The sequence below is a fragment of the Streptomyces phyllanthi genome (assembly GCF_009377205.1).
Lineage (GTDB): Bacteria > Actinomycetota > Actinomycetes > Streptomycetales > Streptomycetaceae > Streptomyces > Streptomyces phyllanthi.
Genome location: NZ_VJZE01000257.1, coordinates 1 through 13,109, shown reverse-complemented (window position 1 = coordinate 13,109; position 13,109 = coordinate 1). Strand labels below are relative to the sequence as shown.

General features: G+C 69.2%; 7 protein-coding genes. 3 read left to right on the top strand and 4 right to left on the bottom strand.

Features of this window, described 5'->3' with window-relative positions; translation table 11 throughout:
- On the bottom strand, nt 1-925 hold a 925-nt coding region (gene hemW, locus FNH04_RS28945; RefSeq protein WP_194236849.1), incomplete at its 3' end, for a radical SAM family heme chaperone HemW.
- A 59-nt stretch (nt 926-984) separates the two neighbouring features.
- Entirely contained in the window at nt 985-2,961 is a 1,977-nt protein-coding gene (locus FNH04_RS28940; RefSeq protein ID WP_322724146.1) for a SpoIIE family protein phosphatase, read from the bottom strand.
- Nucleotides 2,962-3,064: 103 nt separating this feature from the next.
- Between FNH04_RS28940 and FNH04_RS28935 the strand changes: the two genes are divergently transcribed.
- Together FNH04_RS28935 and FNH04_RS28930 are read left to right on the top strand one after the other, a co-directional pair.
- Nucleotides 3,065-7,207 (top strand): HAMP domain-containing protein, encoded by a 4,143-nt coding sequence (locus FNH04_RS28935; RefSeq protein WP_152788730.1) that lies wholly within the window; start codon nt 3,065-3,067, stop codon nt 7,205-7,207.
- A gap of 15 nt (nt 7,208-7,222) precedes the next feature.
- Entirely contained in the window at nt 7,223-7,807 is a 585-nt protein-coding gene (locus tag FNH04_RS28930) for a response regulator (protein ID WP_152788729.1), read from the top strand.
- 127 nt (nt 7,808-7,934) lie between these two features.
- On the opposite strand, the gene FNH04_RS28925 is transcribed toward FNH04_RS28930, so the two are convergent.
- A complete protein-coding gene (locus FNH04_RS28925) occupies nt 7,935-9,812 on the bottom strand; it encodes an AMP-dependent synthetase/ligase (RefSeq protein WP_322724145.1) in 1,878 nt (625 codons plus the stop codon).
- Nucleotides 9,813-10,139: 327 nt separating this feature from the next.
- On the bottom strand, nt 10,140-12,008 hold the full coding sequence (gene lepA / locus FNH04_RS28920) for a translation elongation factor 4 (protein WP_322724143.1): 1,869 nt from the start codon (nt 12,006-12,008) through the stop codon (nt 10,140-10,142).
- A 353-nt stretch (nt 12,009-12,361) separates the two neighbouring features.
- On the opposite strand from lepA, the gene rpsT reads away from it, so the two are divergent.
- A complete protein-coding gene (gene rpsT, locus FNH04_RS28915) occupies nt 12,362-12,628 on the top strand; it encodes a 30S ribosomal protein S20 (RefSeq protein WP_322724142.1) in 267 nt (88 codons plus the stop codon).
- Nucleotides 12,629-13,109: the final 481 nt, after the last annotated feature.

Genomic DNA, 13,109 nt, shown 5'->3' with positions numbered 1-13,109 from the left:
CCACATGGCTGTGCGCCCCCGGCCCCGCGCCCCACCAGTCGGCACCACGCCAGTACAGCTCGTTGTGAAGGCAGCGCCCAGCCGCGGACGTGGCCCAGTTCGACACCTCGTACCAGTCGAACCCCGCCGCGGACAGCACCGACTCCGCGATCAGGTACCGGTCCGCGTGGACATCGTCATCGGTCATCGGCACCTCGCCGCGCCGGATACGCCGCGCGAGCTGCGTCCCCTCCTCCACGATCAGCGCGTACGCCGACACGTGATCCGGCCCCGCCCCGATCGCCGCGTCCAGGGACGCCCGCCAGTCGTCGTCCGACTCCCCGGGCGTGCCGTAGATCAGGTCCAGGTTGACGTGCTCGAAGCCGGCCGCACGGGCCTCCGCCACACACGCCTCGGGCCGCCCGGGCGTGTGGGTCCGGTCCAGCACCCGCAGCACATGCCGCCGCGCGCTCTGCATACCGAACGAGATCCGGTTGAAGCCGCCGGCCCGGAGAGTCTCCAGGTACGCCGGATCCACCGACTCCGGGTTCGCCTCCGTGGTCACCTCCGCCCCGTCCGCGAGCCCGAACTCGTCCCGGATCGCCCCCAGCATCCGTACGAGATCACCGGCGGCCAGCAGCGTGGGCGTACCGCCGCCGACGAAGACCGTGCGCACGGGGCGCGGGTCGTCGCCGAGCACCTTGCGGGCCAGGCGGATCTCGTCGATCAGGGTCTCGGCGTAGTTCTCGCGGGAGGCGAGGACCCCGCCCGTTCCGCGCAGCTCGGTCGCCGTGTAGGTGTTGAAGTCGCAGTAGCCGCAGCGGGTCGCGCAGTACGGGACGTGCAGGTAGAACCCGAGGGGCCGGTCCGCGGCCCCGGCCAGGGCGTGCGCGGGCAGCGCCCCGTCGTCGGGGACGGGCTCACCGTCGGGGAGTGCGGAAGGCATGCGTTCCATTGTCCCGTACGCGCGCGCGTGCCCGTACGGGAGCCGAAGACCAGCAGCGGCTACTCCGCCTGCAGCACCAGCAACGCCAGATCGTCCTCCGGCGGCTTGCCCCCGAACTGGTGCACGAGCCTCCTGATCCGCTCCGCGACGAGCTCCGCGTTCAGCCCCGCGCAGCCGGTCAGCGCGGCGGCGAGGCCGTCCCCGTCGTCGAACATCCGCGGTCCGCAGCGCCGCTCGGTCACCCCGTCGGTCACGCACAACAGCGTGTCGCCGGAGTACAGCTCGAAGGTCTCGCAGGTGTAGTCGGTGTCCTCGATCACGCCGAGGAGGGTCTGCGGCTCGGCGACGGCGCGTACGCAGCCGTCGGGGCTCAGGACCAGCGGCAGGGGATGTCCGGCGGAGGCGAGCGTGCAGCGGACACCGCCGTCGAACGGCACGAGTTCGCCGAACAGGAGGGACAGGAAGCGCGTCTGCGGGCCCTCGTCGGCACCGAGACCCGGTCCCCCGGCCGTCACCAGGGCCCGCGCGGCCGCGTCCGCCGCCTCGGTCGCGTCGTCGAGGAGCAGCTGGTTGAGGCGGTCCAGGACCTCCGCGACCTGGTAGCCCTCGCGGGCCAGCAGCCGCAGCCAGGGCCGGGCCAGGCCGATGACGACGGCGGCCTCGGGGCCCTTGCCCTGGACGTCGCCGAGGGCGAAGCACCAGCGGCCGTCGCCCGCCGGGAACAGGTCGTAGAAGTCGCCGCTGGGCCCGCCCTTGTCGCACGGCTCGTACACGAGCGCGCTGTGCATCCCGGGGATCTCGGCGACCGCGCCCGGCAGCAGTCCGCGCTGCAGGACCCGGCTGATGGTGGCCTGGCGGGCGTACTGGCGGGCCGCGCCGATCGCCAGGGCCACCCGGCGGCTGAGGTCCTCGACGAGCCCCGTGACCTCGTCGGCGAAGCGGAGCACCCCGGCCCGCCCGATGACGAGGGCGCCCAGCGGCCGTCCGCCCGCGATCAGCCGGTACGCGAGCGCGGTCCCGGTCTCTCCCCGGCCGCCCAGGGCCTCGTCCGGCCAGGCCACGGGCACGGCCCGGGACCGTACCGACTCCGGCAGCCGGGGCGGGTCCTTCAGCAGCGCGCAGCGCAGGTCCTCGATGCGGTTCTCGCTGACGTGCCAGACGCGGGCGAGCCGCGGCCCCGAGCCGAAGGTGCCGCCCTCGGCCCCGCGCCAGCCCATGCCCTCGTCCTCCAGCCAGACCGCGCACCAGTCGGCCAGGCGCGGCACCAGCAGCTGTCCGGCGAGCGCGGCGACCAGGTCCTCGTCGAGCTGCCCGGCGAGCAGGTCGGAGGCCTCGGCGAGGAACGAGAGGGCACCGCGGTTCAGCCAGTCCTGGTCGCGTTCCGCGCTCCGCCTCGGCACGGGGGCGAGGATGTCGGCGACGCTCAGCCCGTGCTCCAGGGCCGCGTCACCTGCGTACGCCTCGATGTTCTCCTCGACACCGGCGCCACCGTCGACGGGCAGGCGCGCCCAGACGGTCTTCACGCCGGTGCGGTAGGTGATGCCCCAGGCGTCGGAGAGCGCGGAGACGAGCCGCAGTCCGCGCCCGTACTCCGGTGTGCCGAAGGAGGGTTCCGTGTCGTGCGGGCGCTCGGTGCTGTACGGGCGTTCGGCACCGTCGTCGCGTACCACGCGCGCGGGATGGTGGTCGGAGATCTCGACGACGACCCGGACGGGCTCGTCGCCGGGGTACTCGGGGGCCTCCAGGCGGCACAGCAGCTCGACGTCCGTGCCGGCGTGCACGACCGCGTTGGTGACCAGCTCGCTGACCACCACCAGGACGTCGTCGGCGAACGTCTCGGTGAGGTGTTCGGCGCCGGGCAGGGCGAGCCGGGTCCACTCGGCGAGGCTGACCCGGGTGAAGCGGCGGGCGGCGCCGGGCGCGAGCGGGCCTCCGGGCAGCGACGCGTGTGTGACCGCGCGCGGGTCGACCCCGTTGTGCGCCGGTGTACCAGGTGCACGGGTCGTCGACTCCCGTTGCGTCGGAATGGCCCCCACGGTATGGCTCCCTGAGCAGTTCGGACGATTAGGCCTCAGGCGGCACGGACAGAGTGACAGACTGGGCACGCCCATAAGCGCCGAGTTACCGAAGTGGGCCATCATGAGTGAGAACAGTGCTACGCGCCTGCTCGAAGACGGTCAGAATGAGGGATGGATTCGGGCATCCGATCTACGCCCGCTGCTCGCCGCCATGACCGCTGCCCGCGACGGCGACTTCGTCAAGGCGCCCGAGGTCGGGCACGGCCTGGTGGCGGAGCTGACCGCCGTCTTCAACCAGATCATCGACCGCAGCACCCACTTCAACACGGAAGCGCAGCGGGTGCGAAGGGAGCTGGTGCGCCACGGCCGTCTCGACGAGCGCCTCTCGGCGAGCCCCGGGCAGGGCAGCTGGACGTCCCGCGTCAACGATGTGAACCAGCTCCTCGACGCTCTGGTGGCCCCCGCGGCGAACGCGACGCGCGTGCTGGACGCGGTGGCCGGCGGCGATCTCACCCAGCGGGTCGATCTGCACGACGGCAACCGACAGCTCCGCGGTGATCTGCGCCGGCTGGGCCGTGCCGTCAACAAGATGGTCGACCAGCTGTCGTTGTTCACGGGCGAGGTGACCCGGGTCGCGCGCGAGGTCGGTACCGAAGGGCGGCTCGGCGGGCGTGCCAATGTCCGGGGCCTGTCGGGCAGCTGGCGGGATGTGACCGAGGCGGTCAACACGATGGCGTCCCGGCTCACCGCCCAGGTACGCGACATCGCCCTGGTGACGACCTCGGTGGCCCGCGGCGACCTCACCCGTACGGTGACCGTCGAGGCGACCGGTGAGCTGCTCGAACTCAAGCTCACGGTCAACACGATGGTCGACCAGCTGTCCGCCTTCGCCGACGAGGTCACGCGCGTGGCCCGCGAGGTGGGCACCGAGGGGCAGCTGGGCGGCCGGGCACAGGTGCGGGGCGTGTCGGGGGTGTGGAAGGACCTCACCGACAACGTCAACTTCATGGCGTCGAACCTGACCTCGCAGGTCCGCAACATCGCCCAGGTCACCACGGCCGTGGCCAACGGCGATCTCAGTCAGAAGATCACGGTGGACGCGCAGGGCGAGATCCTGGAGCTGAAGTCGACGATCAACACCATGGTCGACCAGCTCTCCGCCTTCGCCGACGAGGTCACCCGCGTCGCCCGCGAGGTCGGCACCGAGGGCAATCTGGGCGGACGCGCTCAGGTCCGGGGCGTCTCGGGGGTGTGGAAGGACCTCACCGACAACGTCAACTTCATGGCGGACAACCTCACCTCACAGGTGCGGAACATCGCCCTGGTGTCCACGGCCGTCGCCCAGGGCGACCTCGGCAAGAAGATCACGGTCGAGGCGAAGGGCGAGATCCTGGAGCTGAAGTCGACGATCAACACCATGGTCGACCAGCTCTCCGCCTTCGCCGACGAGGTCACCCGCGTCGCCCGCGAGGTCGGCACGGAAGGGAACCTGGGCGGTCAGGCCCAGGTCCGGGGCGTGTCCGGCGTCTGGAAGGACCTCACCGACAACGTCAACTTCATGGCGCTGAACCTCACTTCCCAGGTACGGAACATCGCGCAGGTGACGACCGCCGTCGCGAACGGCGATCTGTCCAAGAAGATCACGGTCGACGCCCGCGGCGAGATCCTCGAACTGAAGGACACCGTCAACACGATGGTGGAGCAGTTAAGGGCCTTCGCCGACGAGGTGACCCGGGTGGCCCGCGAGGTCGGCACCGACGGCCGGCTCGGCGGGCGCGCGCAGGTGCTGGGTGTGTCGGGCGTGTGGCGTGACCTCACCGACAACGTCAACTACATGGCCGACAACCTGACCTCACAGGTGCGGAACATCGCCCAGGTGGCGACCGCCGTGGCCCAGGGCGACCTGTCGAAGAAGATCGACGTGGACGCGCGCGGCGAGATCCTGGAGCTGAAGACGACCATCAACACGATGGTGGACACCCTCTCCTCCTTCTCCTCCGAGGTCACGCGTGTGGCCCGCGAGGTGGGTTCGGAGGGCCAGTTGGGCGGTCAGGCCCGGGTCGAGGGCGTGTACGGCACCTGGAAGCGCCTGACGACGAACGTGAACGAGCTGGCGCTGAACCTCACCACCCAGGTCCGCGCGATCGCCGAGGTGGCGTCGGCGGTGGCGCAGGGCGACATGTCCCGCTCCATCTCCGTGGAGACGCGCGGCGAGGTCGCCGAACTGAAGGACAACATCAACCTGATGGTGGCCAACCTCCGCGAGACCACCCGTGCGAAGGACTGGCTGGAGTCCAACCTGGCGCGGCTCGCCGCGCTGATGCAGGGCCACCGCGATCTGATGGAGGTCGCCGACCTGATCCTGCGCGAGCTGACGCCGCTGGTGAACGCCCAGTACGGCGCGTTCTACCTGGCCGACCCCGACGAGGACAGCGCGGCGCTGCGCACGGTCGTGCCCAGCAAGGGGCTCGCCTTCATCGCCGGGTACGGCGCGGCACAGGGGGCGACCGTGGAGACCGGCGGGCTGCCGGTGCACGGGCTGGTGGCGCAGGCGGCGCGCGAGAAGAAGCGGATCCTGGTGGAGGACGCCCCGCCGGACTACATCAAGATCAACAGCGGGCTGGGTGAGGCCGCTCCGTCCAGTGTCGTGATCATCCCGATCCTCTTCGAGGACAAGCTCCTCGGCGTGGTCGAACTGGCGTCCTTCTCCCGCTTCTCCGATGTCCACCTGGCCTTCTTCGACCAGTTCGTGAACACCATCGGTGTCGCGATCAACACGATCATCGCCAACTCCCGTACGGAGTCGCTCCTCGGCGAGTCCCAGCGGCTGGCCATGCAGCTCCAGGAACGCTCGGACGAACTCCAGAAGCAGCAGGCCGAGTTGCAGCGCTCGAACGCCGAACTGGAGGAGAAGGCCGCCCTGCTGGCGACGTCCTCCCAGTACAAGTCGGAGTTCCTGGCGAACATGTCGCACGAGCTGCGTACGCCCCTGAACTCCCTGTTGATCCTGGCGCGGCTGCTCTCGGACAACCCGGACGGCCATCTGTCCGACCAGGAGGTGCAGTTCGCGTCCACGATCCACCGCTCGGGCTCGGACCTGCTGCAGCTGATCAACGACATCCTCGACCTGTCGAAGATCGAGGCCGGCCGGATGGACGTACGCCCGAAGAGGCTCCCGCTGATCAAGCTGCTGGACTACGTCCACGCCACGTTCCGCCCGCTCACCCTGGACCGGGGACTCGCGTTCGAGGTGACGGTCGGCGAGGACGTACCGCGCGAGATGTACTCGGACGAGCAGCGCCTCCAGCAGATCCTGCGCAACCTGCTCTCCAACGCGATCAAGTTCACCGCGAGCGGCAAGGTCGAACTGCGCGTCAGCCGCGTCAAGGACCCCGACTCCACCCACACCCGCGAGGAGACCGACGATGTGATCGCCTTCGAGGTCTCCGACACCGGCATCGGCATCGCGCCCGAGAAACTCCCGGTGATCTTCGAGGCGTTCCAGCAGGCCGACGGCACGACGAACCGCAAGTACGGCGGCACCGGGCTCGGTCTGTCCATCAGCCGGGAGATCGCGGGCCTGCTGGGCGGCCGTATCGTCGCCGACAGCCTGCCCGGCAAGGGGTCCACGTTCACGCTGTACGTCCCGGTCGTCAGCCCCGGCCACACGGCGACCGGTCCGGTTCCCGAGGAGCGGGACCTGCCCTCCCCCGAGCAACTGTCGGCCGAGCCGTACACCGGGCACGACTCGGACGACACCTGGCCGACCCCCACCAAGCTGGAGGCCTGGAAGTCGGGCCGCGCGGGCCAGGTCCTGCCGGGACGGCGCGTGCTGATAGTGGACGACGACATCCGCAACGTCTTCGCGCTCACCCATGTCCTGGGCCGTGTCGGCATGCCCGTCCTGTACGCGGAGAACGGCCGCGAGGGCATCGAGACCCTGGAGCGCAACCCGGACGTCGAGCTCGTCCTGATGGACATCATGATGCCGGAGATGGACGGCTACGAGACGATCTCCGCCATCCGCCGCACCCCGCGCTGGGCGGGCCTTCCCATCGTGGCGCTGACCGCGAAGGCGATGCCGGGCGACCGGGAGAAGTCCATCGCGCGGGGCGCCAACGACTACGTACCGAAGCCGGTGGACGTGGACCAGTTGCTCACGGTCGTGTGCGCGCTCCTCGACCCGGAGCACACGGAGGGTACGGAAGACGCAGAAGACGCGGAGGAAACGCGGCCGAGCGCCCAAGAACCAGCCACAGACTGAATGAGGCAGTCAGACATGAGCACTGAGGCAACGACCGAAGAGCGCGCCAGCATCCTCCTCGTGGACGACATGGAGGACAACCTGATCGCGCTGGAGGCCGTCCTGGGGTCCCTCAACGAGCCGCTCGTACGCGCCCGTTCAGGAGAGGAGGCCATGAAGGCCCTGCTGCGGCAACGCTTCGCGGTCGTCCTCCTCGACATCCGTATGCCGGGCATGGACGGCTTCGAGACGGCGGCGAACATCAAACGGCTCGATCAGACCAAGGACGTCCCCATCATCTTCCTGACGGGCACGGACGCCGACGCGGGCTACGCCTTCCGCGGTTACGCCACCGGAGCCGCCGACTACCTCACCAAGCCCTTCGACCCGTGGGTACTGCGCGCCAAGGTCGCCGTCTTCCTCGACCTGCACCGCAAGAACCAGCAACTGGAACGCATGCTGGCCCAGGAACAGACCCACTTCGCCGGAGTGAGCACCCGCCTGAGCACCCTGGAGAAACAACTGGCCGTCGACGGCCCCCCGGACCTGGGGGCGATACGCACCCAGGTCCGGGATTTACAGCACTTGGTGGATGAGATCCGGCAGGGCCGGAGCTTCTGAGGAGCGCGCGGGGCAGGGATCCAGGGGCGCGCAGGGGCAGGGCTTAAGGGGCGCGGGGAACTGCGCGACCAGCCACAACGGACCCGCAGCCGCGCACGGAGAGCCCCGCCACCCCTTCGCTCACGCGCTACGCCTCCCTGGCACCCGCGTACATCTCGTCGATCAGGTGCCCGTACTCCCGCTCCACCACCGGCCGCTTCAGCTTGAGGCTCGGCGTCAGTTCGCCGTGCTCCACGTCCAGGTCACGCGGCAGGAGGCGGAACTTCTTGACGGTCTGCCAGCGCTGGAGGCCCTCGTTCAGGCGCTGGACATAGCCCTCGATGAACTCCACCGTGGCGGGTGAGGCGACGATGTCCTCGTACGACTTGCCCTCCATGCCGTTGTCCTTGGCCCAGCCGAGGAGGGCCGGCTCGTCGAGTGCGATGAGCGCGGTGCAGAAGTTGCGGTCGGCGCCGATGACCATGACGTTGGACGTGAACGGGCACAGCGCCTTGAACTGGCCCTCGATCTCGGTCGGCGCGATGTACTTGCCGCCGGAGGTCTTGAACAGGTCCTTCTTGCGGTCGGTGATCCGCAGATACCCGTCGGCCGAGAGCTCACCGATGTCCCCGGTGTGGAACCAGCCGTCGGACTCCAGCACCTCCGCGGTCTTCTCCGGCAGCTTGTGGTAGCCCTCCATGACACCGGGCCCGCGCAGCAGGATCTCGCCGTCGTCCGCGATCCGCACCTCGCAGCCGGGCAACGGCTTGCCGACCGTGCCGGTGCGGTACGCCTCGCCGGGGTTGACGAAGGACGCGGCGCTGGTCTCGGTCAGACCGTAGCCCTCCAGGATGTGGATGCCCGCGCCGGCGAAGAAGAAGCCGATCTCGGGCGCCAGCGCGACCGACCCGGAGACACAGGCCCGCAGTTGTCCGCCGAAGGCCTCGCGCAGCTTCTTGAAGACCAGCGCGTCCGCGACCTTGTGCTTGGCGGCGAGCCCGAACGGCACCGCGGCGGTACCGGTGCGGCGGAAGTTGTCCTGGCTGGCCTTGGCGTACTCACGGCCGACCCCGGCCGCCCACTGGAAGATCTTGTACTTGGCCGGCCCGCCCGCGCGCGCCTTCGCGACGACCCCGTTGTAGACCTTCTCGAAGATGCGCGGCACGGCCGCCATGTACGTCGGCTGCACAACCGGCAGGTTCTCGATGATCTTGTCGACCCGGCCGTCGACGGCGGTGACATGCCCGACCTCGATCTGCCCGGAGGTGAGCACCTTGCCGAAGACATGCGCGAGCGGCAGCCAGAGGTACTGCACGTCCTCGCTGCTGATCAGCCCGGTCGCGGCGATCGCCTTCGCCATGTACGACCAGTTGTCGTGCGGGAGGCGCACGCCCTTGGGCCGCCCCGTGGTGCCCGAGGTGTAGATGAGGGTGGCGAGCTGGTCCTTGGTGATCGCGCCGACCTTCTCCTTGATCAGGTCGGGCTTCTTCTCCAGATACGCGGCACCGCGCTGCTCCAGCTCGGCGAGGGAGAGGACCCAGTCCTCCGAGAGGTCCGCGCCGGCGGGGTCGACGACGACCACATGCGTCAGCTCGGGCAGCTCGGCCCGCTTCTCCTGGGCCTTGGCCAGCTGCACCGCGTCCTCCGCGATGAGCACCTTGCTCCCGGAGTCGGACAGGATGTACGCGGACTCGTCGGCGTTCGTCGAGGGGTAGACGGTCGTGGTGGCCGCACCGGCGCACATGATGCCGAGGTCGGCCAGGATCCACTCGACCCGGGTGGCGGAGGCGAGGGCCACGCGCTGTTCCGGCTGCACGCCCAGTTCGATCAGCCCGGCCGCGATGGCGTAGACCCGCTCGGCGGCCTGCGCCCAGCTCAGCGACTTCCACTCGGAAGGGCCCTCTCCCGAGGCGGGGGGCACCGGATAGCGGTAGGCCTCCGCGTCGGGCGTGGCCGCCACGCGCTCCAGGAAGAGGGCCGCCACGGAGGGCGGACGGTTCTCGATCAGGGTCTGTGTGTCGCTCACGACATCCTCCGGGGCCCGCGACAGTGCGGCTGGCTCAAAGCGGCTGTTGTTTAACTCGCGAGTAACCATCGAGTGGTGATCAGGGTAGAGCGCTGCTGCCCGGTGCGTAAGGGGCGGCGTACTGTCACTTCCTACAGAGAAGTTCCACGCAGAGCGACCCTACCCACACGTACGGAGCGACCGCACCCATACGTGGCGAGCAAGCCCACACACACGTACGGGCCCGCCGCGCCGAAACGCGACGAGCCCGCATTCTGCCCGAGTTCCTTGGAGTAACAGGCGTTACGTGCCCAAGAAGCACCGGCGTTCACCGGGAGCGGGCGACGGCTACTTCTTGCCCTTGGCGGACCCGCCGCTGTCGTCGCTGGACAGCACGGCGATGAAGGCCTCTTGCGGAACCTCCACAGAGCCCACCATCTTCATGCGCTTCTTGCCTTCCTTCTGCTTCTCCAGCAGCTTCCGCTTCCGGGAGATGTCACCGCCGTAGCACTTGGCGAGAACGTCCTTGCGGATGGCGCGGATGGTCTCGCGGGCGATGACCCGGGAGCCGATGGCGGCCTGGATGGGCACCTCGAAGGCCTGCCGCGGGATGAGCTCGCGCAGCTTGGCGACGAGCCGCACACCGTACGCGTACGCCGCGTCCTTGTGCGTGATCGCGGAGAAGGCGTCGACCTTGTCGCCGTGCAGCAGGATGTCGACCTTGACGAGGCTGGAGGTCTGCTCGCCGGTGGGCTCGTAGTCGAGCGAGGCATAGCCGCGGGTCTTGGACTTCAGCTGGTCGAAGAAGTCGAAGACGATCTCGGCGAGCGGCAGGGTGTAGCGGATCTCGACGCGCTCCTCGGACAGGTAGTCCATGCCGAGCAGGACACCGCGCCGCGTCTGGCACAGCTCCATGATCGACCCGATGAACTCGCTCGGCGCCAGGATGGTGGCGCGGACGACCGGCTCGTACACCTCCCCGATCTTCCCCTCGGGGAACTCGCTCGGGTTGGTGACGGTGTGCTCGGTGCCGTCCTCCATGAGCACGCGGTAGACCACGTTCGGCGCGGTGGCGATGAGGTCGAGCCCGAACTCGCGCTCGAGCCGCTCACGGATCACGTCGAGGTGCAGCAGACCGAGGAAGCCGACGCGGAAGCCGAAGCCGAGGGCGGCGGAGGTCTCCGGCTCGTAGACCAGCGCGGCATCGTTGAGCTGCAGCTTGTCGAGGGCGTCGCGAAGCTCGGGGTAGTCGGAGCCGTCGAGCGGATACAGACCGGAGAAGACCATCGGCTTCGGGTCCTTGTACCCGCCGAGCGCCTCGGTCGCCCCCTTGTGCAGGGTGGTGATGGTGTCGCCGACCTTGGACTGCCGGACGTCCTTCACGCCGGTGATGAGGTAACCCACCTCGCCGACACCCAGCCCGTCGGCACCGAGCATCTCGGGGGAGTTGGTCCCGATCTCCAGCAGCTCGTGGGTGGCGCCGGTGGACATCATCCGGATCCGCTCACGCTTGTTGAGCTGTCCGTCGATGACACGGACGTAGGTGACGACGCCCCGGTAGGAGTCGTACACCGAGTCGAAGATCATCGCCCGCGCGGGCGCGTCCTTGACCCCGACGGGCGGCGGGATCTCGGCGACGACCTTGTCCAGCAGTGCCTCCACCCCGAGCCCGGTCTTGGCGGAGACCTTCAGCACGTTGTCGGGGTCGCATCCGACGAGGTTGGCGAGCTCCTCGGCGAACTTCTCGGGCTGGGCGGCCGGAAGATCGATCTTGTTGAGCACGGGGATGATCGTCAGATCGTTCTCCATCGCCAGATACAGATTGGCGAGGGTCTGGGCCTCGATGCCCTGAGCGGCGTCGACGAGGAGGATGGTCCCCTCACAGGCGGCGAGCGACCGCGAGACCTCGTACGTGAAGTCGACGTGCCCCGGGGTGTCGATCATGTTGAGGATGTGCGTGTTGCCCTGGTCGTGGGTGGGGGCCCACGGCAACCGCACCGCCTGGGACTTGATCGTGATGCCGCGCTCGCGCTCGATGTCCATGCGGTCGAGGTACTGGGCGCGCATCTGCCGCTGCTCGACCACCCCGGTCAGCTGGAGCATCCGGTCGGCGAGCGTGGACTTGCCGTGGTCGATGTGCGCGATGATGCAGAAGTTGCGGATCAGCGCCGGGTCGGTACGGCTCGGCTCGGGCACATGGCTAGGGATCGCGGGCACGCAGGGTCCTGATTCTTGAGGCGTCCGCAGTGTCTGCGGTCTCGGGTCGGATCGATACGTAGGTTCCATGGTCCCACGGGTGCGGAGTGGCAACCGGTTCGGGCCATATGGAGGTGTCCACGGCGCTCAAGCACGGCCCTCAGGGCTCCCCCGACCGGTTTGGGCGGGCCGGAACCCGGCTGGTACCTTGGGTGGCTGTGCCTCATGCCCTCTCAGCGCGAGGCGCGACCGGCTCCACCGGGTCCCGGTGGGCCACTCGGACCACCGGATCACCGGCGGTCCACTCGGAGATCAATCACCGGCGCGTGTGACGTTGCGGCGTTGCGCGTGCCTGAACCTGAAAAGGCTCATTCGTGGCGAACATCAAGTCCCAGATCAAGCGGATCAAGACCAACGAGAAGGCCCGGCAGCGCAACAAGGCCGTCAAGTCCTCTCTGAAGACCGCGATCCGCAAGACCCGCGAGGCCACGGCCGCGGGTGACGTGGAGAAGGCGACCGTCGCCCTGCGCGAGGCCTCGCGCAAGCTCGACAAGGCCGTCTCCAAGGGCGTCATCCACAAGAACCAGGCCGCCAACAAGAAGTCGGCGCTGGCTTCCCAGGTCTCTGCCCTCAAGGGCTGAGTCCGGCCGAGTCCACCCGGACTCGTCCTCATGACTCGCTCCTGACTTGACCGTCGGCTGGACCCAGAGCGGGCCCTCTCTCATCCGCTCCCATCCGGCACCCAGGATCCACGCGCGGCCTGCGTTCGCCACGCGGGCGTGGATCCACGAGCGCGATCCGAAGGCCCCGGCCGTCACCCTTCCCCAGGGGGCGGGCCGGGGCCTTCGGTCATTTGGCCCTTCGGTCCTTAGGTCATTTGGCCCTTCGGTCCTTAGGTCATTTGGGCATGCGGGCATGCGGGCATGCGGGCATGCGGGCATGCGGGCATGCGGGCATGCGGCGAGGGTCCTGCCGGTGATGTGCCGGCCCCGCGCCACCCTCCAGCCCGTCCGGCGTTTGAGGACGAGGCCCGTTCAGGGCCGGAGCGGGGGCTGGGGGTGCAACCCCCGGATGAGGGTCCCCCTGCTCGAGCGAAGCCGAGAGCTTGAGGGAGGGACGGGT

Coding starts and splice junctions, on each gene's coding strand:
- FNH04_RS28935 (WP_152788730.1), top strand. CDS start 3,065: ATGAGTGAGAACAGTGCTACGCGCCTGCTCGAAGACGGTCAGAATGAG.
- FNH04_RS28930 (WP_152788729.1), top strand. CDS start 7,223: ATGAGCACTGAGGCAACGACCGAAGAGCGCGCCAGCATCCTCCTCGTG.